The sequence below is a fragment of the Micromonospora psammae genome (assembly GCF_036902725.1).
GTDB lineage: Bacteria > Actinomycetota > Actinomycetes > Mycobacteriales > Micromonosporaceae > Micromonospora.
Genome location: NZ_JBAKHM010000001.1, coordinates 115351 through 136317 on the forward strand (window position 1 = coordinate 115351; position 20967 = coordinate 136317).

Below are 20967 nucleotides of genomic sequence, written 5' to 3' on the forward strand. Positions count from 1 at the left end.
TGACATGCCCCTAGCGGAGTGTGACTCTATGGGTACGCAGCGTTGTCGCGACGAAGGTCCGGCGGCGCGCGGGGGAAACCAAACCGGGGGGATGCGCGGGGCGGCCGGCGTGTGGGCGGGAGACCGTCCACCACCGACCGCCCCGTGCGCTGCCCACGGCCGCGCGGAGCGGCGCTACGGCGCGCGCGTAAGGTGGAAGGTCGCGCAGCACATCGTTCGACAGGAGCCTTCATGACCAGCACCCTCCCGGCGTCCACCAGCGGCGCGCGGCCGAGCACCCTCGCCGAGGGCGACTACAAGGTGGCGGATCTGTCGCTCGCCGAGTTCGGGCGCAAGGAGATCCAGCTCGCCGAGCACGAGATGCCCGGCCTGATGGCGATCCGTCGCGAGTTCGCCGACGCCCAGCCCCTCGCCGGCGCCCGCGTCACCGGCTCGCTGCACATGACCATCCAGACCGCCGTCCTGATCGAGACCCTGGTCGCGCTCGGCGCCCAGGTCCGTTGGGCGTCCTGCAACATCTTCTCCACCCAGGACCACGCCGCCGCGGCGATCGTGGTCGGCCCGACCGGCACCCCCGAGGCGCCCGCCGGCGTCCCGGTGTACGCCTGGAAGGGCGAGAGCCTGGAGGAGTACTGGTGGTGCACCGAGCAGGTGCTCACCTGGCCCGACGGCCACGGCCCCAACATGATCCTCGACGACGGCGGTGACGCCACCCTGCTCGTCCACAAGGGCGTCGAGTTCGAGAAGGCGGGGGTCGTCCCGCCGGTCGAGTCCGCCGACTCCGAGGAGTACGCGGTCATCCTCGGGCTGCTGCACCGCTCGCTCGCCGAGGACGGCCAGCGCTGGACCCGGATCGCCTCGGGGATCAAGGGGGTCACCGAGGAGACCACCACCGGCGTGCACCGGCTCTACGAGATGCACCGCGCCGGCACCCTGCTCTTCCCGGCCATCAACGTCAACGACTCGGTGACCAAGAGCAAGTTCGACAACAAGTACGGCTGCCGCCACTCGCTGATCGACGGCATCAACCGGGCCACCGACGTGCTGATCGGCGGCAAGATGGCCGTCGTCATGGGCTACGGCGACGTGGGCAAGGGCTGCGCGGAGTCGCTGCGCGGCCAGGGCGCCCGGGTCGTGGTGACCGAGGTCGACCCGATCTGCGCGCTCCAGGCGGCGATGGACGGCTACCAGGTCGCCACCCTGGACGACGTGGTCGAGCAGGCCGACATCTTCATCACCGCGACCGGCTGCTACGACGTCATCACCAACGAGCACATGGCCCGGATGAAGCACCAGGCCATCGTCGGCAACATCGGCCACTTCGACAACGAGATCGACATGGCCGGCCTGGCGAAGCGTCCGGACGTCGAGCGGGTCAACATCAAGCCGCAGGTCGACCTCTGGAAGTTCGCCGACGGTCACGCCATCATCGTGCTCTCCGAGGGCCGCCTGCTGAACCTGGGCAACGCCACCGGGCACCCGAGCTTCGTGATGTCGAACTCGTTCTCCAACCAGACCATCGCCCAGATCGAGCTGTACACCAAGACCGAGGAGTACCCGATCGGCGTGTACGTGCTCCCGAAGGCGCTGGACGAGAAGGTCGCCCGGCTGCACCTGGACGCGCTCGGCGCGAAGCTGACCCAGCTGACCAAGGAGCAGGCGTCGTACCTCGGCGTCTCCGTCGAGGGCCCGTTCAAGCCGGAGCACTACCGCTACTGAGTTCCCCGAAGAAGGACCGGGTCGGCCGCCGTGCGGCCGACCCGGTCCTTCTTCGCGTACGCGGCCCGCCCGGCGCGGCGATACGGCCCCGCACCATCACGTGCGTGACGGACGGGCTTACCGGAGCGCTGATTCGGGGCATTCGGCCCGAGTTGCGGGCGGCAAGGCGGGCATGGACCGGTTCAATGGTCGGACACGCTCGCCCGGGGCTGCTTGATCAGCTTGAGAAGGGCACTGTGCAGGGACGCCGTCCCGGTCGCAGAACCGGGCATTCCGAGCACGGGGGAAGGTGAAAACTCCCGCCACCTGGAGCGGCGCTCGGCATGACGGGGTATCAGGAGGGTGACGCAGGTTCCGCCTCCGGGGGCGGAATCAACGGTGAGGTGCCCGTTCAGCAGGTGGCCGCGCTCGCGCATGGCGGGCAGCCCGGTGCCGGTGGAGACCATCGTGCGGAGCTCCGACCGCTCGACCGGGATGGCCGGCTGCCGGGCCATCCCGCGGCCGTTGTCCCTGATCGTCACGCTGATCGTGCGGTCGTCGCTGTCCAGTTCCACGAGAAGGTGCCTCGCCTGGGCGTGCTTGGCCGCGTTGTTCACCGCTTCCTGCACGATGCGGTAGATGTGGGCCTGGGCCTCCGGTGACAACTCGTCCTCGAGCCGGCTCCACTCCGCGCCGACGCGCAGTTCCGCGTCGAGCCCCACAATTTCCTTCGTACGGCGGCACAGCGTCTCCAGAGCCGGCGCGAGTCCGAGCTGGTCGAGGGCGTAGGGCCGCATTTCCACGATCAGGTGCCGCAAGGATGTGATCTGGTTCGCGATCAGACTCCGCGCCTGGTCGATGGCCTCGTTCGTGGCGGACTGGCCGGTGCCGGCGGAGGCCAGGACGAGCTGCACAGCGACCAGCTCTTGAAGGGTCTCGTCGTGCAACTCACGGGCCCAGCGCCGACGTTCGCGTTCCTCGCCGTCGCTACGGGCCTGAGCCCGCTCCCGCGCGAGACTGTGCCGGCGCGACACCGCACTGCGGCCCAGCATGGCGGCGCCGCCGATCAGCAGGAGAGGCACGATGTTCAGGCCGTTGACGAGCGGCTCGTCGGTCATGCGAGCCAGCTGTGCCACGGCGAGTACGAGTGCGAGCCCGCACAGGGCCGCCAACCAGGCCCGCCGGACGGCGGTGCTGAGTGCCGCTGCGATGATCAGGCCGACGGCTGCGCCGAGGGAGAACCTCATCACCCAGACAGGCTGCTGCTGGAGGAGCTCGACCGCGAAGGCGATGGCGAGCAGCGCGGCGCCGGTAACCTCCGTGACCGGGCCGGCCTTGGCTCGCAGCGTGCTGTTCATCCCAGCCCGTGCTCGCGAGCCGCGGCGATGAGTTCCGCCCGTGTCTCGGTCCCGAGCTTGTCCCGAACCTTGGCGCGGTGGGTCTCCACTGTCCGAACGGACACGTAGAGACGTTGGGCGATCTCCTGGTTGGTGTGGCCCAGGGCGAGCAGCGAGAGGACCTGAAGCTCGCGCGCCGTCAAAGAGGCGTCCCCATCGGTGCCGGGAGCGCCGGCGTCCGCGGTGGCCAGTCGGGCGCCCATGGCGGGTTGAAGGTATGTGGCTCCCTTGATGACCTGACGAGCCGCACCGACCAGTTCCTCCGCCGCCGCTTCCTTGAGCAGGTAACCGGCCGCCCCGATCCGCAGGGCCGCGCGGGCGAACGCGGGATCCTCCTGCATCGTGAGGACCAGAATCCGGGTACCCGGTGACGCGGCGAGCAGGTCGGGGATCGAGGGCAGGCTGGATCGGCCGGCCAGGGTGAGGTCCAGCACCAGCACGGAAGGCTGGTGCTGTGTCACGGTCTGTACGGTTTCCGGCACCGTGGAGCTTTCGGCGACGATCTCGAACGCCTCGTCCTGGGACAAGAGCACCCGCATGCCCGCACGGACCACGGGGTGATCGTCAGCGATCACCACGGTATGGCGCGACACGTCTCCACCCCCAACGCAGCGCGGTCGGCAGTCATGGGAGCAAAGGTACTCCGTGAGGCCGGCCCGGTCCGGGCCCCGGGAAGCGGTGCAGCGATGGGTGGGACCTGAAGCGACAGGTGCCATAGCGGCGGGTGCGGGAAACCCGAAGCATCTCTGCGGACAGACCCTGAGGCATTCCAGACGTCAGAACACCACGATTGGTGGTCAGAACTCACGGCCGGGTGTGCAGCGCCCGGGTCGGTCGACACGGACAGAACGGTTCACAGATGATGGACAGGCGCACCTTCGGCAAGGTCCTCGGCGCTGGCGCAGCCGGAACGGCTGCGGCATCCCTGATCGGCCTGAGCCGCTTCCCGGCGGCAGCGGCCCCGCCGTCCGGGCCCGGCGCCGAGAAGACGGCGCCGACACCAGACACGGGCCACGGCACCTTCCCGACGCTGAAACAGGTCAAGGCCGGCGAACTCACCGTCGGCTACGCCGAAGTCGGTCCGGCCCGCGGACCGGTCGTCATCCTCCTGCACGGGTGGCCGTACGACATCCACAGCTACGTGGGCGTCGCGCCCCTACTGGCGGCTGAGGGCTACCGAGTCATCATTCCCTACCTGCGCGGACACGGCACCACGAGCTTTCTCTCACCCGATACGTTCCGCAACGCGCAGCAGTCGGTGGTCGCCCTCGACATCATCGCCCTCATGGACGCGCTGAGGATCAGGAAGGCCGTGCTCGGAGGCTTCGACTGGGGATCGCGGACCGCCGACATCATTGCCGCACTCTGGCCGAACCGGTGCAAGGCCCTGGTCTCCGTGACCGGCTACCTCATCACCAACCGGGAGAAGAACAAGCTGCCGCTGCCCCCGGCGGCCGAGTGGGCATGGTGGTACCAGTACTACTTCGCCACCGAACGCGGTGCGCTGGGCTACGAGAAGTACCGGCGCGATTTCGCGAAGCTCATCTGGCGCAACGTTTCCCCGACGTGGAACTTCGGCGACGCCACCTTCGATCGCACGGCGGCGGCATTCGACAACCCCGACCACGTTCCCATCGTGATCCACAACTACCGCTGGCGGCTGGGCCTGGCCGAGGGCGACCCCCGCTACGACGGGCTCGAGGCGCGCCTCGCGGCTGCGCCCGCCATCGCCGTGCCCACCATCACCCTCGACGGGGAGTTGGACCCCTTCACCCCGGCCGGCGACGGCGTGGCCTACCGGGACAAGTTCACCGGACCCTATGACCACCGGACACTCAAGGGCATCGGCCACAACGTGCCACAGGAGGCACCCGAGGCGTTCGCCCGAGCCGTTCTCGACGTCGACCGGTTCTGACCAGCGGCGAGGTTCTCCACCTTGCTGGCCACGAGAGCGACACATCCTGAGGAATGGAGCAGCAACATGTCGAATGCGCTGAAGAACACCAGGTTGCGTTATCTGAGTGCGGTCACCGGAGTGGCCGCTGCGATCGTCGGTGCCGTCGCCCTCGCCCCGTCGGCCTCGGCCGACACGTCGAGCTTCACCATCGCCCCGGTGGTTGAGGAGCGCACACAGGCCTTCGAGTTGGTCGGCAAGCAGACCGCGATCGCAGATCTCGATCTGGGCCAGGAGGGAGTCAGTCTGGGGGACCAGCGCGTCGTCCACGAAGACCTCTACCGTGACGGCAAGAAGGTCGGCGATCACAGTGTGGTCTGCACGTACACCAGTGTCGACCCGGCCGCGCTGCAGTGCGTGGGCACGTTCTCTCTGCCCGAGGGACAGTTCGCCGCGCAGGCTCTGCTCCACCTGCCGGCCCCCTCATCTGTCGATGTCGGCATCACCGGCGGTTCGGGCGACTACCGCAACGCCCAGGGCTTCGTTCGCACCGTTCCGGCTGGTGAAACGGAGCGGCACTTCACGGTTCATCTGAAGCGCTGACGGCCGGTTACCGAACCGATCGTGGTCGGACCGGCTCGGCCGGGTGGACGGGCCGAGCCGGTCCGAGAACGCGAGGCGGCCAGACCACCTCGCGTAGCAGGTGGGCCGGGCGGCGTCGGGCGTGCGTGTCCGGCGCTGGATTCGGCCGGCTCAGCGGGGTGGGCGGCGGGTGGGGCGGATCCACGTCCAGACGCACCAGGCCAGCCAGGCGAGCGACACCGCGACGGCCAGCGGGCGCATCCGCAGCTCGCTGAGGAGCACGACCAGCGCCAGCACCGCCAGCCACGGCAGCAGGCTCCTCATGCCCGGTGCCCGACGAGGCGGGGGGTCGGGTGCGGGCGGCACCGGGCCACGTCCGGCCGGGTCGCCGCCGACCCACCCGGTGCGCGGCCGGGTGATGGGCCGGACGTCCGTGTAGGCGGCGGGCTGCAGGTCACCGGCGACGGCGGACCGGCCGGTTCGACGATGGAAGTGGTCATAGTGCGCCTCGCTCAAGGGTGGACTGATCCTGCCATGCCACTTCCATGCCGCGGACCACCGGGGAGCGGACCGACGGGCGGGTCACCCGGACTGCGGCCATCGAGGCGTCCGCTGGCCGACCCCCCCCGGGCCGCCCGTCAGGGGTGGTCGGGGGCTCCGGGGCGTACCGGGGCGGGGGTGCCGGAGCGGGCGGCCGGGACCGCCGGGCGCAGGCCCGCCGGCACGGGCGCCGGCTCCGGCGCGGAGCCGGCGGGCGGTGCCGGGGCCAGCTCGGGCCAGAGCGTCGCGGTGACCGCGCGGGTACGCCGCAGCTGGAGCGCGCCGCGCCGGTTCCGTTCGGCCAGCACCGCCGCCAGCAGCAGGTACTCCGGTACGCCGGCCGGCGGCGGCGGGGCCGTCACCGCGGCCACCTCCTGCCACAACCCGCCGGCCAGGCGGGTCCGGGACGGCTCGACGAGCTGCCGCTCCCGGGTCAGGTACTGCCGCACGGCCAGCGCCAGCGCGTCGTCCAGCCGGGTCAGGTCGAGGGTGACCGCCCAGGGGACCAGGGGCGGGATGATCATCGGGGCGGGGCGCCAGGGCTGCGTGGCGCGGGTGTGCACGACCATGGTGCCGGCCACCAGGTCGCCCAGCCGCCGCCCACGCGGGTCGGTCAGCATCACCGCCACGCCCGCCACCCAGCTCAGCAGGGGCAGCACCAGCCCCGGCCACTCCACGGCGACCCCGACCAGCGCCCGCATGAGCGACTGCCGCAGCCCGACCGGCCCACCGTCCGCACCGACCACCCGCAGCCCGACGGCCATCTTGCCGACCGTGCGGCCGTGGTTGAAGCGTTCGCAGAGCACCGGGTAGCCGACCAGCAGGAGCACCAGGCCGGCGGTGCGCAGGCCGTTCTCCAGGGCCTGGTCCACCACGAGGTCGGGCAGCAGGAGCAGCGACAGCGGGATCAGCACGCCCAGCAGCAGCACCGCCGTGACCGCCTGCACCAGGATGTCGAGCAGCAACGCCAGCACCCGCGAGCCCAGCCGGGCGGCCCGGACGTCCAGCCGTACCGCCTCGCCGCTGACCAGACCGGCGTCCGCCCAGCCGGTGGCGCGGTCGGCCGTCGCGGCGGGCACCGGAGGTTGCGCTCTCACCCGGACAGTGAACACTATGGGCGCCGGACGGGGGAGGACCAGTGGATCTCGACGCGTACGTCGCCGAGCACGGGCACGAGTGGCGTCGGCTGGAACAGCTCTGCGACCGGCGACGGCTCGACGCCGACGAGATCGACGAGCTGATCGCGCTCTACCAGCGCGCGGCCACCCACCTCTCCGTGCTGGCCAGCCGCCTGCCCGATCCGGCGCTGGTCACCCGCCTCTCCCAGTTGGTGCTCCGGGCGCGGGCCCGGATCACCGGGCGACGCCGGCCGTCGGTGGCCGCGGTCGGCCGGTTCCTCACCGTCGGCTTCCCGGCCGCCGTCTACCGCGCCTGGCCCTGGTGGTGTGCCGTGGCGACCGGGTTCAGCCTGCTCAGCGGCTTCCTCATCTGGTACGTCGCGGACAACCCGAACACCGCGGCGGCGTTCATCGGCCCGGAGGCGGCCGCCGATCTGGTGGACTCCGGCTTCGCCGGCTACTACACCGAGTTCGCCGCGCCGACCTTCGCCTTCCACCTGTGGACCCACAACGCCTGGATCGCCGCGCAGTGCCTGGCCTCCGGGGTGCTGGTGGTGCCGGTGTTCTACCTGCTCTGGGAGAACGCGCTCAACGTCGGCGTGGTCGGCGGGGTGATGGTCTCCTACGGCCGGGCGGACGTCTTCTTCGGCCTGATCACCCCGCACGGCCTGCTGGAGTTGACCGGGGTCTTCGTCGCCGCCGGGGTGGGCCTGCGTACCGCCTGGGCCTGGATCGCCCCGCCGCCGCAGCTGAGCCGGGGCCGGGCGGTCGCCGAGGCGGGCCGCTCGGCGGTGCTGGTCGCGGTGGGCCTGGTCGGGCTCTTCGCGGTCGCCGCGCTGGTGGAGGCGTTCGTGACGCCGGCGCCCGTGCCGGTCGTGCTGCGGGTGGGGCTCGGAGCCGCGGTCTGGCTGGCCTTCCTCGGGTACGTGGTGGTCCTGGGCCGTCGCGCGGTCGCCGCCGAGTCGGCCGCCGTCGAACGCGTCGACCCCTGGCTGGCCGAGCTCTGGCCCTCCACCGACCCGGCCCGCGCCTGGCACCCACCCACCCTCACGACACCCGGGCCGGAGTCGGAGTCGGGTCAGAGTTGGCCGAGGGCCTTCAGCCGGAGGTAGGTGTCGGCGAGGGTGGGGGCGAGGCGGTCGGCGGGAGCGTCGACCACCGTGACGCCGTAGCGGGCCAGGGCGGTGCGGACGCGGTCCCGTTCGGCCAGCGCCCGCCAGGCCGCCGCCGCCGCGTACACGTCCGCGCGCCCGACCGGGGCCGCGGCGGTCAGCCGGGTGAGCACCGGGTCGTGCACGGCCGCCACCACCACCCGGTGCCGGGCGGCGAGCCGGGGCAGCACCGGCAGCAGCCCCTCGCCGAGCGCGCCCGCCTCCAGGGCGGTGAAGAGCACCACCAGGCTGCGCTGCCGCTCCCGGCGCAGGATCTCCCCGACGACCAGCGCGAAGTCCGTCTCCACCAGCGCCGGTTGCAGCGGCGCCAGCGCGGTCACCACCCGATTGAGCAGGGCCGGGCGGCTGCCGGTCACGGTGGCCCGGATCGCGGCGTCCGCGGCGATCAGGTCCACCCGGTCCCCGGCCCGGGTGGCCAGCGCGGTGAGCAGCAGCGCGGCGTCGATCGCGGTGTCCAGCCGGGGCTCGTCGCCGACCCGCACGGCCGAGGTCCGGCCGGTGTCCAGCACGCAGACCAGCCGCCGGTCCCGCTCCGGCCGCCAGGTACGCACCAGCACGTCGGACCGGCGGGCGCTGGCCCGCCAGTCGATCGACCGGACGTCGTCGCCGACCACGTACTCGCGCAGCGTGTCGAACTCGGTGCCCTGCCCCCGGCCCCGGCTCACCTGCATGCCGTCGATCACCCGCAGCCGGGAGAGCTTCTCCGGCAGGTGCCGCCGGGAGTCGAAGCGGGGCAGCACCCGCAGCGTCCAGGCCGGCACGGCGGGCCGCCCCGCCCGCTGCCGGAACGCCAGCCCCAGCGGGCCCAGCGACCGCACCGCCAGGGCCACCGCCGGCCGGTCACCGCGCCGGGTGGGGGTCAACCGGGTGGGCAGCGCCGCGACGCCGCCGGGCCCGACCCGCACCGGCCGGTCCGGTGGTACGTCCGGCCGGGCTCCCGCCGAGGGCACCCAGGCGTCGCGCACCTGGGCGCGGAGCGTCCGGGGGGAGGTGTTGGTCAGGCGCAGCGTCACCGTGGCGGTGTCGCCGAGGCGTACCGTCCGGTCGCCGTCGCGGCCGGCGGTCACCGCGTGCAGCGGTGCGGCCAGCGCCCAGTCCACGGCGCAGAGCAGCAGCACGGCGCCGGTCATCACCGCGACCCCGACGAACGGCGCCGGCCAGGCCGGCAGGGTCAGCGCGCCCGCCAGCAGCAGGACGGCCGCCCGCCAGGTCATCGCGGCGTCGGCACGGTGGCCAGCACCGTGTCCAGCACCGTGTCCACCCCGACGCCCTCCAGCTCGACCTCGGGTCGCAGCCGCAGCCGGTGCCGCAGCGTCGGCCGGGCGGTGGCCTTCACGTCGTCCGGGGTGACGTGGTCCCGGCCGGCCAGCCAGGCCCACGCCTTCGCCGTGTTGAGCAGCGCCGTCGCGCCCCGGGGCGAGGCGCCCAGCTCCAGCGCCGGGGTGGCCCGGGTGGCCCGGCACAGGTCCACGATGTAGCCGAGCACCGGCTCGGCCACGTGCACCCGGCCCACCGCGGCGCGGGCCGCCGCCAGGTCGGCGGCGTTGGCCACCGGCCGTACGCCGGCGGCGGCCAGGTCGCGCGGGTCGAAGCCGGCGTGGTGCGCGCGCAGCACCCCCAGCTCCTCGTCCCGGTTGGGCAGCGGCACCGTCAGCTTGAGCAGGAACCGGTCCAACTGCGCCTCGGGCAGCGGATAGGTGCCCTCGTACTCGACGGGGTTCTGGGTGGCGGCCACGATGAACGGGTCGGGCAGCGCCCGGCGGGCGCCCTCGACGGAGACCTGGCGCTCCTCCATCACCTCCAGCAGCGCCGACTGGGTCTTCGGCGGCGTCCGGTTGATCTCGTCGGCGAGCAGCAGGTTGGTGAAGACCGGACCTTCCCGGAAGGTGAACGCGGCGGTGTGCGGGTCGAAGATCAGCGACCCGGTGACGTCGCCGGGCATCAGGTCGGGGGTGAACTGGACCCGCTTCGAGCCCAGGTCCAGCGCCGCCGCGACGGTGCGGATCAGCAGCGTCTTGGCCACCCCGGGTACGCCCTCCAGCAGGACGTGGCCGCGGCAGAGCAGCGCGATCACCAACCCGGTGACCACGGCGTCCTGCCCGACGACCGCCTTCGCCACCTCGGCGCGCAGCCGGTGCAGGGCGGCCCGGGCGTCCTCCGGGCCGGCCGTCGTCTCGGCGGTCGTGGCGGGTCGGGTCACCGGTGGTCTCCTTCGGTCGGGTGGTCGGGGTGCGCGGTCACCGTACGGGTCAGCCGGTCCAGAGACCGGGCCAGCGCCAGCAGCTCGGCGTCGGAGCCCGGCTCCGCGCCGTACAGCAGCTCCCGGATCTCCTCCGGCGGGTCGCCGGCCCTTGCGGCGACCCGCCCGGCGACCTCGGCCTGCGGTGTGGTGGCGGGCAGTTGGAGCCGGGTCCGCAGCCGGTCCAGGGCGGCCGCGCGCAGCGTCCCGGCCGCTGCGGCGTGGGCGTGGGCGCGGCGGTACAGCCGGGCCCGGCCGAGGACGGTCTCTGCGGAGCGGACCCGGACGGGCAGGGGCTCGGTGACCGGCGGGCCGAGCCGGCGGGCGCGCCAGAGCACCACCAGCAGCGCCGCGAGCGCGAGCTGCACCAGCAGCGCCCAGAACCAGGCGGGGAAGGCGGCCCAGAGCGGATTCGCCGGGTCGGGCCGCTGGGCCTGCTCGGACTGTTCGCCCTCGCGCTCACCGGCGCTGCCCTCGCCGCCGTCGCCCGGTTCGCCGGAGCCGTCGCCCCCGCCCGTGGAATCGGCGGTGCCGCCCGGGGTGGTGCGGTCGTCCGGGGTGGGGGACCAGGCGGGTGGGCCGCTGCTTCCGGTGCCGACGCGCGGGGGCGGCGCGGGGCCGTCCAGGTCGAGCCAGACCACCCGACCCGACCCGCCGAGCAGCCCGGTGGCCAGGGCCCGGTTGCCGTGCTCGCCGATCCGCTCGTTGCGGAACGGGTCGCTGGCGCCGATCACCACGACGTCGCCGGGCAGGCGGACCAGGCCGTCGGCGTAGCAGCGGTCGAGAAGGACCGAGCGGTCGGGCGCGGCGGCGTAGCGCTGCCGCTCGGCGGCGGCGGTGCCGGCCCGCACGGCCTCCGGCAGCGGACAGGCCCGGCCGCCGGCGGCGGGGCCGACGGCCCGGGTGGCCCAACGCCGGTCGGTCGGCACCAGCGGAATCCCGGCCGACTCCAGCACCCGGCGGGACGGGTCGACCAGGACCAGCCGGCGACCGGCCGGCAGTTCGCCCAGCGCGTGGACGGTGTCCTGGTGCAGCAGCTCCGGCGCCGGCACGAAGAGCGTGGCGGGCCGGTCGTCGAGCGCGATCAGGGCCGGCAGGAGGTCCGTCTCCCGCTGCACGGTGACGCCCTGCGCCCGCAGCGCCTCGGCGAGCCGGCTGCCCCCGTCGTCACCGGCGGCGACCGGGGAGAGGAAACCGCGGTCGGTCGGGTCGGGCTGGTCCATCGCGTGGGCGATCAGGGTGCCGGTGAACAGCGCGGCAGCCAGCGCGAGGGGGATGAGCACCCGGTGCCGGCGACGGCGGCGGGCCGGGCGGGCGGCCGGCGCGGCGGTGGCGGTGGCGGTGGCGGTCATCGGGCGGCACCGTCCTCGGGGTGGCCGGCGAGCACCCGGTCCAGCTCGTCGGCGAGTTCCCGCATCCGCCGGTCGTGCTCGGCCGAGGCGGGACGCTGGGCGTACCAGAGTTCGGAGAAGATCGCGCCGGCCGCGCGCAGGGTCGGGTCGACCGGTGGACGGCTGCGGGCCGCCGCCGTGGTCAGCTCGGTGACGGTCATGCCGGGGCGCTGCTCGACGGCGCGGGACGCGACCAGCGCCCGGACCATCCCGCGCAGCCGTTCCCGGACGGCCTCGGCGAACCGGCCCTCGGCGGCGAGCCGGTCGGCGAGGGAGACCGCCGGGGCGACCGGCCCGGCGGTGTCGTCGCTCACCCGGGGGCGCGGCGGTCGGGGGGTCTCGACCGGGCGGCGGTCGGTACGGCGTACCCGTCGCCGCCACCGGGGCCACCGCAGCCGCAGCCTCGGCCACCGCAGCCGTAGCCTCGGCCACCGCAGCCGGGGCCGGCGGAGCGCGCGCCGCCGGACCCGGGGGAGGCGCATGCGGGGGAGACGGACCCGGGGCAGGCGGCGCGGCACCCAGGCCGGGAAGTGGTACCAGGCCAGCGCGGCGAGGATCGCGACGCCCAGCAGCAGTACCGCCGCCAGCGGCAGCGGTACGACGTCACCGAGCGCGGCCACCGCCTCGGTCCACCACCGGCTCACGCTCACCGGTCGGCCGCCAGCAGGGCGGGCTCCGGGGTGCCGGCCGGCGCCCGGGAGAGGCGGATGTCCAGCCCTTCGGCGCGCATCCGGGCGTCCAGGTGGGTCACCGCGTCCAGGCAGGCCAACGCCGGATAGGCGACGCTGTTCACCGCGGCCCAGACCACCATGGCGGCGACCGGGGCCACCGCCGGGTCGGTGAGGTCGACCAGGTCGAGCCGGTCGACGCCGTAGAAGAGGCCGAGCGCCACCCCGACCCGCAGGATCCACCAGCCCAGGTAGCCCAGCACCCGGACGTTGCCGACCCGCCCCCCGCCCCGGACGGCGATCCGCGCGGAGCGGGACAGGACCTGCCCGGCCGGCACCCGGTCCAGCACCAGCGCCGGCGCCACCGACCCGTGCAGGCCGTACCCGACGATCCAGAGCGGTCCGAGGAGCGCGGCCAGCGCGACGAGCAGGCCCACCACCGGCGCGAGGAGCAGGGCGGCGCCCCACCGGACCCCGGCGGGACGGAGCAGTTCGCGTACGCCGGCCCGGCGGCCCAGCAGGGCCGCGCCGGCGGCCCGGGCGGCGGGGGCGCCGAGCAGGGTGACGACCACCGCCTCGGTCCCGGCGCCCACCGCGAGCAGCACCCACCAGCCGCCGAACGCGCCCCACTCGGTCCACCAGATCGGCGGCACCACGTCGGTGAGCAGCCGCAGCGGGTAGAGCAGGAGCTGCTCGCCGACGGCCAGGACGGCGGCCAGCGGAATCAGCAGCCGGCCGTGGCCGCGCAGCAGCAGGACGGCGGAGTCGAGCAGCTCGCCGACGGTGAGCGGGCGCCTCGGGAGCACCGCGGTCGGGCCGACGTCGGGCACGCGTACTCCTGAACGGGGTGGTGGGGGCGGGCGGCGGGCGCCCGGGGATCATGGTGACACGCCCGGTCCGATCGGGTGGACCCGCACGCCGCGCGGTCGGTGCCGGCCGCTCCGCCGCCGATCTTCCGCGTCGGAACGTGCGTTGACGCCACCCACCGCAGTACCGTGCCGGGTGACGCCGATCCCACCGAGACTGAACGGGGATGGAAACATAAATCCCATGAGAGCCCGGGTACTGGTGGTCGACGACGACCCCGCGCTCGCCGAGATGCTCGGCATCGTCCTGCGCAGCGAGGGCTTCCTGCCCTCCTTCGTCGCCGACGGGGAACGGGCAATCGCCGCGTTCCGGGACAACCGGCCCGACATCGTCCTGCTCGACCTGATGCTGCCCGGAATGAGCGGTATCGACGTGGCCCGGGCGATCCGGACCGAGTCCGGCGTGCCGATCGTGATGCTGACCGCCAAGAGCGACACCGTGGACGTGGTGCTCGGGCTGGAGTCCGGCGCGGACGACTACGTGGTCAAGCCGTTCAAGCCCAAGGAGCTGGTCGCCCGGATGCGGGCCCGGCTGCGCCGCGGCGAGGACGTCGCCCCGGAGATGCTGACCATCGGGCCGCCCGGCAACCAGATCACCATCGACGTGCCGGCGCACACCGTCAGCCGGGACGGCGAGGAGGTGAAGCTGACCCCGCTGGAGTTCGACCTGCTGGTCGCGCTCGCCCGCAAGCCACGCCAGGTCTTCACCCGCGAGGTGCTGCTGGAGCAGGTCTGGGGCTACCGGCACGCGGCGGACACCCGCCTGGTCAACGTGCACGTGCAGCGGTTGCGCGCCAAGATCGAGCCGGATCCGGAGCGGCCGGAAATCATCCTGACCGTGCGGGGCGTGGGCTACAAGGCGGGTACCGGATAGCCTGGTCGCACTGTGGCCAGCTCCTCGAACCCACCCCCCGAGCACCCCGCCGGCTGGCGTTCCGCCGCGCGGGTGCTGGGGCGTGTGCTGGCCGGCCGGTTCGTCCGGTTCGGCGCCGGCCTGCACCAGACCTGGCGCCGCTCGTTGCAGGTCCGGGTGGTCAGCATCACGCTGGTGGCGTCCAGCCTGCTGGTCGGTGGCTCCGCGTACGTGATCGCCGACAAGATCACCAGCATCCTGCTGGAGAACGCCGAGACCGACGTGCTGCTGCGGCTGCGCAACGGCAGCGACTACGCGGCCAAGCAGTTCAACCTGTACAGCCAGGCGCAGGACGCCCAGCTCCAGGACACCATCGAGGGCACGGTCAACTACCTGGCCGGGGGTGACCCGCAACAGACCAGCGGGGTCGTCGTGGCGATCACCGCCGACAACTACGCGGGCATCATCGAGACCCGGACCTCGCCGGCGGTCGACGTCCGACCGCTGATCAGCCGGGAGCTGCGGGCGGCCGTCGCCGAAGGCAAGGTGGCCCACCAGATCCGCACCGGCCGGCTCACCGGGGCCAGGACGAAGTACCTGGTGTACGGCTCGCCGGTGCCGACCCAGTTCGGTCAGGTGGAGCTCTACTACCTCGTGCCACTGGACCGGCAGGACGCCACCGCCGTCGACGCCCGGGCCACCGTGCTGGCCACCGGGGTGGCCCTGGTGCTGCTGCTCGGGCTGCTCGCGGCGCTGGTGACCCGGCTGGTGGTGACCCCGGTCCGGGTGGCCGCCCGGACGGCGCAGCGGCTCTCCGCCGGCCTGCTCGACCAGCGGATGGTGGTCAACGGCGAGGACGACCTGGCCCTGCTCGCCGCCTCCTTCAACCAGATGGCGACCAACCTCCAGCGGCAGATCCTGCGGCTGGAGGAGATGTCCCGCCTCCAGCGCCGGTTCACCTCGGACGTGTCGCACGAGCTGCGCACCCCGCTGACCACGGTACGGATGGCCGCCGACCTGATCTTCGCCGAGCGCGACGAGTTCGACCCGGCGGTCGCCCGCAGCGCCGAGCTGCTCCAGGCCGAGCTGGACCGGTTCGAGGAGTTGCTCACCGACCTGCTGGAGATCAGCCGCTTCGACGCCGGCTTCGCCATGCTCGACGCCGAGCCGACCGACCTGGTGCCGGTGGTGCACCGGGTCGCCGACCGGCTGGCCGGCCTCGCCGAGCGGGTGGGCGTGACCATCGAGCTGGACGTGCCGTCCACCCCGGTGATCGCCGAGGTGGACCCGCGCCGGGTCGAGCGGGTGCTGCGCAACCTGGTCGGCAACGCGGTCGAGCACGGCGAGGCCAAGCCGGTGCTGATCACCCTCGGCATGGACCAGACCGCCGTCGCGATCACCGTGCGCGACCACGGCGTCGGGCTCAAGCCGGGGGAGGAGAAGCTGGTCTTCAACCGGTTCTGGCGGGCCGACCCGTCCCGGGCCCGGCAGACCGGCGGCACCGGGCTCGGCCTGTCGATCAGCCTGGAGGACTCCCGACTGCACGGCGGCTGGCTGGAGGCGTGGGGCGCGCCCGGCCAGGGCGCCCAGTTCCGGCTCACCCTGCCGGCCCGCGCCGGGGACCGGCTCACCACCTCACCGCTGCGCCTGGTGCCGGCCGACGCCACCCTGCCCTTCGGCGGCCCCCGCCACGGCGAGCTGCTGGCCATCGGGCCGGGCGACGAGGGTGCGCTGGCCATCGGTCCGGGCCGCCCGGCCACTGACGACGACCGGGCGGAGGCGCGTTCATGAGGCTGCGGGGACCGGGTCGGCGGCGGACCGTGGCGGGCGCGCTCTGCGCCGCGCTGCTGGCCCTCGCGCCGGCCGGTTGCGGCATCCCGGAGAACTCCGAGGTCAAGGTCGACGGGTCCGGGCCGGCGGCGGAGGCGGGCTCGTCCAGCTTCCGCCGGGACGAGCCGCCGTCCCGGACGGCCAGCGGGAGCGACCGGGAGGCGTTCGTCAACAACTTCCTGGCCGCCGCGGCGGGGGAGCCGGACGGGGCGTACGCGCGGGTGCGGCTGTTCATCGCGCCGGAGAGCAACGACCGGTTGCAGAAGAAGCCGGGCAAGGAGACCACCGTCAACGTGGTCCGGCTGAGCGAGAAGCCGGTCATCACGGAGAACGCCAGCGGCCTGTTCACCGTCCGGCTGAGGGTGCAGCAGATCGGCCAGCTGCGGGCCGACGGCGTGCTCGGCCCGCCGGTGGTCGCCGAGACGGAGTACCGGTTCTCGCTGCGCGGCGCCGGGCAGGAGGGCGCCGGCGGGTCGGGTTTCTACGTCGTCGACCCGCCCAACGTGCTGCTCCTCAGCGACCGGGCGCTGCGACAGTACTACCAGACCCGCCCCGTCTACTTCTGGAACTCCGACCAGACCCGTCTGGTCGCCGACCAGCGCTACCTGCCGCTGGTCGTCCCGGACGAGCGGTTGGTCAGCGAGGTGGTCAAGTGGCTCGTCGGCGGCCCGTCGGAGTGGCTCAGCACCGGCGTCAGCCGGCTGCCCAGCGGCACCGCCCTGATCAACAACGCGGTCGAGACGGACGATCGCTGGGAGGTGACCGTCGACCTGCCCGGTGACGACAAGAGCAAGTTGGAGAAGCTCGGCATCCAGCTCGCCTGGTCGCTGCCGGAGCTGGACGGGCAGCTCCAGATCACCACCCGCAACCAGTCCCGGGTGCGCATCGACGACGTGGACCGGCACCGCCTCGCCCAGCCGCTCTACCCGCTGCCTGAGAGTCCGCAGCGCTTCACCGTCTACAACGGCGCGATCCACGCGCTGGCCTTCCCGGACGAGCCGGGCGGCACGGTGCCGGTGGCGGAGGCGGCCAATCGCGACGTGGTCACCGCGAGCGTCAGCCGCGCGGAGGACAAGCTCCTCGCCGCCCTGGTGGTGACCGCGCCGGGCGGCCGGCAGCGGCTGACCGCCGGGGTCGGCGCCGACCCGGTGCCGGTGCTGCACCCGGGCTCGCAGACGTTCGGCCAGATCGGCCGGCCGGCCTGGCTGCGCTCCCTCGGCGCCGACCAGCCGTTCGGGCTGGTGGTGGCCGACAGCCGGCTCTACCGCTTCGACCACCGGGCCCGGATGTTCCCGGTGCCGCTGAACGTCTCCGGCCCGGTGACCGCGGTCGCGGCCTCGCTGGACGGGCACCGGATCGCCCTGATCATCGGTGGCCTGCTCTACGTGGCCGCGGTGAACCTGGACGGCGGGGTGGCCTCGCCGGGGTTGGTCCGGCGGGTGCCGACCTCGCTGACGGAGCTGTCGGCGGTGGAGTGGGCGGGGGAGAACGCGCTGGTCCTGGCCGGCACGGCCGGGCGTCCCGCGGTCTACGAGGTCAGCGTCGACGGGTCGCTGGAAACGGCGCTGGTGGCCGACGTGGGCGCCCGGGTGACCCACCTCTCGACGTACCCGACGAACCCGGTGCGCCCGTTGCCCGGCGTGCCGATCATGTACGAGGCGAACGGCGTCGCCTACCGCTACCCGTTGGTCGACACCATCCGTCGCGACCAGGTGCGGGCCGCTTCACCGGCGGCGGGCGTCCGGCCGGGCAGCCCGACCGCGCCCTTCTTCCTGTTCTGAGCGGCTCGTGCGGGACGTCGGCGGGCTCTGGGCGGACCTGACCGATCTGGTGCTGCCGGCCCGGTGCGCCGGCTGCGGCGGTGCTCCGGCGACCCGTCGCGGCTTCTGTCCGGCCTGCGCCGGCGAGCTGGCGGCGCTGCGCCCCGGGCCGGTACGGCCCACCCCCGCCCCGCCGGACCTGCCGCCCTGTCACGCCCTAGGCCCGTACGCCGGCGCGTTGCGCCAGGCGCTGCTGGCGTACAAGGAACGGGGCCGGCACGGTCTGGCCCGGCCACTGGGCGCGCTGCTGGCGGAGGTGGTGGCCGGGGCGGTGGGCGAGGCCCGGCCGGTGCTGCTGGTGCCGGTGCCGGACACCGCGGCGGCGGCCCGGGCCCGGTACGGCGACCACCTGGCCCGGTTGGCCGGGCACGCCGCGGCCCGGCTGCGGCGGGCCGGGTGGGACGTGCGCACGGCCCGCCCGCTGCGGGCGTCGCCCCGGGCCGACTCGGTGACGTTGGACCGCGCCGGTCGGGCGGCCGCCGCGGCGTCGGCGTTCCGGACGCGGGGCGGACGGCCCGGGCGGGACGCCGCCGGTCGGACGGTGGTGGTGCTCGACGACATCGTCACCACCGGCGTCACCCTTGCGGCCGTCAGCCGGACTTTGCTCGCCGCGGGAATGACGCCAAAGGTCACGGCGGTGCTCGCCGCAACGCAAAAGCGGCACCGTTGGTGACGCTTCGTGTTTCCGTTTCACCCCTTGGTGTATGAGGTGCGAAAATTTGTGATCGTTATCTGCGACCGGGGGTGACTGTCGGGCGAACAGGAGTTAGCGTTTTCGTGTCGGGGGTAGGAGGTCCCACATTCACCCCCGACGGTGGAAGGAGGCGTAGCCGTACCTGACCGGTCGACGCCCACCGGGAACTCCCCGAGGTCGGTCGACCGGGTTCGAAGATCAGACGACCATCCGAAAAAGGGAGGTCACGTGGACATCGTGGTCAAGGGCCGAAACGTCGAAGTGCCGGACCATTACCGGGTGCACGTAGCTGAGAAACTGGCCAAAATCGAACGCTACGATCACAAACTCATTCGTGTCGATGTGGAGTTGTTCCACGAGCGCAATCCGCGCCAGTCCGACACCTGCCAGCGCGTCGAGATCACCTGCGTTTCCCGTGGCCCGGTGATCCGGGCCGAGGCGTGCACGAGCGACTTCTACAGCGCGCTGGACGCCGCCATCGCCAAGCTCGACACCCGGCTGCGCCGGGCGGCCGACCGGCGCCGCGTGCACCGGGGACGGCACGCGCCGCTCTCCGTCGCCGCCGCCACCGCCGGCCTGCCGGTGGCCGACCTGCCGGTGGCCGAGCTCGCCGCCCGCCCGGCCGGCACCGCCACCGCGGTGGCCGAGCGCGACGAGGAACCGGCCGACGAGTACGACGACCAGCCCTGGCACATCGCCCGGGCGAAGGTGCACCCCGCGGAGCCGATGACGGTCGACGACGCGCTGTTCCAGATGGAGCTCGTCGGGCACGACTTCTACCTGTTCCACGACAAGGAGACAGGTCGGCCCAGCGTCGTCTACCGCCGGCACGCGTACGACTACGGCATCATCTCGCTCGACATCTGATCGCTGACCACCCCTCGCAGCCGGTCACGGAGCCGGGCGGGACCACCGCCCGGGCTCCGTGGCCGACGCGCGTTGCCGGCCGGCCGCACCGCTTTCGTGCGCCCGCCGGCTCCGGCCCGGTCAGCTCGCCGCAGCCGGCGGCTCCGCGCCGCTCGGTTCGGGCGCGGGCGCGACCAGGTCCTCGGCGAGCAGCGCGCCCACCCAGGCGTCGGTCCGGTCGCCCCGGTGCTGAAGGGCGTTGCGGGCGGTGCCCTCGAAGGTGAAGCCGGCCTTCTCCGCGACCCGACGGGACGCGGTGTTGCCGACGTTGGCCCGCCACTCGATCCGGGCCAGACCGAGGGTGGTGACACCCCAGGCGGTGAGCGCGGCCAGCGCGGCCGGCAGGTAGCCGCGGCCCCGGGCGTGCGGCGCGGTCATGAAACCCACGTCGGCCAGGAGCGGATCGGCCGGGCTCAGCCGCAGGTCGATGCTGCCGGCGTAGCTGTCGTCGACGTCGGCGAGCACGAAGCACGCGCTGGTGCCGCGCGCCCAGGCGGCCCGGCAGTGGTCGAGGTACCACTCGGCGTCAGCCGGCTGGTACGGGTGCGGCACGGTGGTCCAGCGGACCGTCTCGGTGTCCCGGCAGGTGGCCACGACCGCGTCCAGGTCGCGCTCCTCCATCGGGCGCAGCCGCAGCTCGGTCTCCCCGGCGGTGGCGAAGAGGACCGGTTGCGGCCGGCCGAAGACGGCGGCCCGGCGGGCCGCCAGCGTGCCGGGACCGGCCGGGCCCGGTTCCCCGGGGGCGGGCACCTCGCCGGGAAGCAGGGAGCCGATCCAGCCCTCGGATCGTCCGCCGGCCACCGGCTGGGCCAGCCGCAGCTCGCCCTCGACCCGGAAGCCGGCGCGCAGCGCGACCAGGCGGGAGGCGTGGTTGCCGATCTCGGCCTGCCAGATCAGCCGGCGCAGCTTCACCGTCTCGAAGGCCCACCGGGCGACGGCCCGGGTGGCCCGGACGGTGACGCCCCGCCCGCGCGCCCAGGGGGCGGTCCAGTAGCCGATCTCGCCCGTGTCGTGGGCGCGGTCGATGGTGACCAGGCCGCAGGAGCCGAGCAGCTCGCCGGTGCCGGCGTCACAGACCGCGAAGGGCGCCCCGGTGCCGTGCGACCAGGCCGACGCGCTGACGTCGGTGACGAAACCGTGGGCGTGTTCCGGCAGGTACGGGCGCGGTACGGTGGTCCAGCGCTGGATGTCCGGGTCCTGGCAGGCGCGGTGCACGGCGTCCGCGTCGCTCGCCCGCCAGGGGCGCAGCAGCAGGCCGTCCTCGGTGATCTCCGCAGGCTCCATCGCGCCATCGTGCCG

Annotated in this window: 19 protein-coding genes; 9 read left to right on the forward strand and 10 right to left on the reverse strand. The window is 73.7% G+C overall.

Annotation, left to right across the window (positions count from 1 at the left end; genetic code table 11):
- Window positions 1–231: 231 nt before the first annotated feature.
- On the forward strand, window positions 232–1719 hold the full coding sequence (gene ahcY / locus V6U79_RS00535; protein ID WP_334519713.1) for an adenosylhomocysteinase: 1488 nt from the start codon (window positions 232–234) through the stop codon (window positions 1717–1719).
- Window positions 1720–1901: 182 nt separating this feature from the next.
- On the opposite strand, the gene V6U79_RS00540 is transcribed toward ahcY, so the two are convergent.
- Together V6U79_RS00540 and V6U79_RS00545 are read right to left on the reverse strand one after the other, a co-directional pair.
- Window positions 1902–3056 (reverse strand): sensor histidine kinase, encoded by a 1155-nt coding sequence (locus V6U79_RS00540; protein ID WP_334613055.1) that lies wholly within the window; start codon window positions 3054–3056, stop codon window positions 1902–1904.
- Complete coding sequence (locus V6U79_RS00545) at window positions 3053–3688, reverse strand: response regulator (RefSeq protein ID WP_334519707.1); 636 nt, start codon at window positions 3686–3688, stop codon at window positions 3053–3055. Before V6U79_RS00545 ends, V6U79_RS00540 begins: the two co-directional genes overlap by 4 nt.
- A gap of 266 nt (window positions 3689–3954) precedes the next feature.
- Here V6U79_RS00545 and V6U79_RS00550 point away from each other — a divergent pair, with 266 nt between their 5' ends.
- Both V6U79_RS00550 and V6U79_RS00555 read left to right on the forward strand, forming a co-directional pair.
- Window positions 3955–5010: an alpha/beta fold hydrolase gene (locus tag V6U79_RS00550; RefSeq protein ID WP_334613056.1), complete on the forward strand. Its 1056-nt coding sequence runs from the start codon at window positions 3955–3957 to the stop codon at window positions 5008–5010.
- 66 nt (window positions 5011–5076) lie between these two features.
- Window positions 5077–5592 carry an allene oxide cyclase barrel-like domain-containing protein gene (locus V6U79_RS00555; protein WP_334519701.1) on the forward strand — a complete coding sequence of 172 codons (516 nt, stop codon included), beginning with the start codon at window positions 5077–5079 and terminating at the stop codon, window positions 5590–5592.
- Window positions 5593–5742: 150 nt separating this feature from the next.
- Here the strand turns inward: V6U79_RS00555 and V6U79_RS00560 are convergent, their stop codons facing one another.
- Both V6U79_RS00560 and V6U79_RS00565 read right to left on the reverse strand, forming a co-directional pair.
- Window positions 5743–5895, reverse strand: coding sequence for a hypothetical protein (locus V6U79_RS00560; protein WP_334519698.1), 153 nt, complete (start codon window positions 5893–5895; stop codon window positions 5743–5745).
- 314 nt (window positions 5896–6209) lie between these two features.
- Window positions 6210–7208 carry an RDD family protein gene (locus V6U79_RS00565; RefSeq protein WP_334613057.1) on the reverse strand — a complete coding sequence of 333 codons (999 nt, stop codon included), beginning with the start codon at window positions 7206–7208 and terminating at the stop codon, window positions 6210–6212.
- Between the two features lie 41 nt (window positions 7209–7249).
- Here V6U79_RS00565 and V6U79_RS00570 point away from each other — a divergent pair, with 41 nt between their 5' ends.
- A complete protein-coding gene (locus V6U79_RS00570; protein WP_334613058.1) occupies window positions 7250–8341 on the forward strand; it encodes a stage II sporulation protein M in 1092 nt (363 codons plus the stop codon).
- Here V6U79_RS00570 and V6U79_RS00575 read toward each other — a convergent pair.
- The 5 genes from V6U79_RS00575 to V6U79_RS00595 are packed head-to-tail and all read right to left on the reverse strand — an operon-like array spanning window position 8308 to window position 13529.
- A complete protein-coding gene (locus V6U79_RS00575) occupies window positions 8308–9615 on the reverse strand; it encodes a DUF58 domain-containing protein (RefSeq protein ID WP_334613059.1) in 1308 nt (435 codons plus the stop codon). The genes V6U79_RS00570 and V6U79_RS00575 overlap by 34 nt on opposite strands.
- Window positions 9612–10541 carry an AAA family ATPase gene (locus V6U79_RS00580; RefSeq protein ID WP_442933253.1) on the reverse strand — a complete coding sequence of 310 codons (930 nt, stop codon included), beginning with the start codon at window positions 10539–10541 and terminating at the stop codon, window positions 9612–9614. Before V6U79_RS00580 ends, V6U79_RS00575 begins: the two co-directional genes overlap by 4 nt.
- Window positions 10542–10597: 56 nt before the next feature.
- Window positions 10598–11992 carry a DUF4350 domain-containing protein gene (locus V6U79_RS00585; RefSeq protein ID WP_334613060.1) on the reverse strand — a complete coding sequence of 465 codons (1395 nt, stop codon included), beginning with the start codon at window positions 11990–11992 and terminating at the stop codon, window positions 10598–10600.
- Window positions 11989–12675 (reverse strand): DUF4129 domain-containing protein, encoded by a 687-nt coding sequence (locus tag V6U79_RS00590; RefSeq protein ID WP_334613061.1) that lies wholly within the window; start codon window positions 12673–12675, stop codon window positions 11989–11991. The genes V6U79_RS00585 and V6U79_RS00590 overlap by 4 nt, the downstream gene beginning before the upstream one ends.
- Window positions 12676–12677: 2 nt before the next feature.
- The gene (locus tag V6U79_RS00595) at window positions 12678–13529 is read right to left on the reverse strand and encodes a hypothetical protein (protein WP_334613062.1); all 852 of its coding nucleotides are present in this window, start codon (window positions 13527–13529) and stop codon (window positions 12678–12680) included.
- Window positions 13530–13749: 220 nt separating this feature from the next.
- Here V6U79_RS00595 and mtrA point away from each other — a divergent pair, with 220 nt between their 5' ends.
- From mtrA to hpf, 5 genes are all read left to right on the forward strand, one after another.
- Complete coding sequence (gene mtrA, locus V6U79_RS00600; RefSeq protein ID WP_334519657.1) at window positions 13750–14439, forward strand: MtrAB system response regulator MtrA; 690 nt, start codon at window positions 13750–13752, stop codon at window positions 14437–14439.
- An 84-nt stretch (window positions 14440–14523) separates the two neighbouring features.
- Window positions 14524–16209 (forward strand): MtrAB system histidine kinase MtrB, encoded by a 1686-nt coding sequence (gene mtrB / locus V6U79_RS00605; protein WP_442933252.1) that lies wholly within the window; start codon window positions 14524–14526, stop codon window positions 16207–16209.
- A complete protein-coding gene (locus tag V6U79_RS00610) occupies window positions 16206–18029 on the forward strand; it encodes an LpqB family beta-propeller domain-containing protein (protein WP_334613064.1) in 1824 nt (607 codons plus the stop codon). Before mtrB ends, V6U79_RS00610 begins: the two co-directional genes overlap by 4 nt.
- Before the next feature lie 49 nt (window positions 18030–18078).
- Complete coding sequence (locus tag V6U79_RS00615) at window positions 18079–18741, forward strand: ComF family protein (RefSeq protein WP_334519687.1); 663 nt, start codon at window positions 18079–18081, stop codon at window positions 18739–18741.
- Between the two features lie 249 nt (window positions 18742–18990).
- Window positions 18991–19629, forward strand: coding sequence for a ribosome hibernation-promoting factor, HPF/YfiA family (gene hpf / locus V6U79_RS00620; protein ID WP_334519652.1), 639 nt, complete (start codon window positions 18991–18993; stop codon window positions 19627–19629).
- A gap of 120 nt (window positions 19630–19749) precedes the next feature.
- Here hpf and V6U79_RS00625 read toward each other — a convergent pair whose 3' ends face one another.
- Entirely contained in the window at window positions 19750–20952 is a 1203-nt protein-coding gene (locus tag V6U79_RS00625) for a GNAT family N-acetyltransferase (RefSeq protein ID WP_334613065.1), read from the reverse strand.
- Window positions 20953–20967: the final 15 nt, after the last annotated feature.

Bases quoted from the DNA above. Each gene is read 5' to 3' on its own strand.
- ahcY (WP_334519713.1), top strand. From the start codon at position 232: ATGACCAGCACCCTCCCGGCGTCCACCAGCGGCGCGCGGCCGAGCACC.
- V6U79_RS00540 (WP_334613055.1), bottom strand. From the start codon at position 3,056: ATGAACAGCACGCTGCGAGCCAAGGCCGGCCCGGTCACGGAGGTTACC.
- V6U79_RS00550 (WP_334613056.1), top strand. From the start codon at position 3,955: ATGATGGACAGGCGCACCTTCGGCAAGGTCCTCGGCGCTGGCGCAGCC.
- V6U79_RS00555 (WP_334519701.1), top strand. From the start codon at position 5,077: ATGTCGAATGCGCTGAAGAACACCAGGTTGCGTTATCTGAGTGCGGTC.
- V6U79_RS00560 (WP_334519698.1), bottom strand. From the start codon at position 5,895: ATGAGGAGCCTGCTGCCGTGGCTGGCGGTGCTGGCGCTGGTCGTGCTC.
- V6U79_RS00575 (WP_334613059.1), bottom strand. From the start codon at position 9,615: ATGACCTGGCGGGCGGCCGTCCTGCTGCTGGCGGGCGCGCTGACCCTG.
- V6U79_RS00585 (WP_334613060.1), bottom strand. From the start codon at position 11,992: ATGACCGCCACCGCCACCGCCACCGCCGCGCCGGCCGCCCGCCCGGCC.
- mtrA (WP_334519657.1), top strand. From the start codon at position 13,750: ATGAGAGCCCGGGTACTGGTGGTCGACGACGACCCCGCGCTCGCCGAG.
- V6U79_RS00610 (WP_334613064.1), top strand. From the start codon at position 16,206: ATGAGGCTGCGGGGACCGGGTCGGCGGCGGACCGTGGCGGGCGCGCTC.
- V6U79_RS00625 (WP_334613065.1), bottom strand. From the start codon at position 20,952: ATGGAGCCTGCGGAGATCACCGAGGACGGCCTGCTGCTGCGCCCCTGG.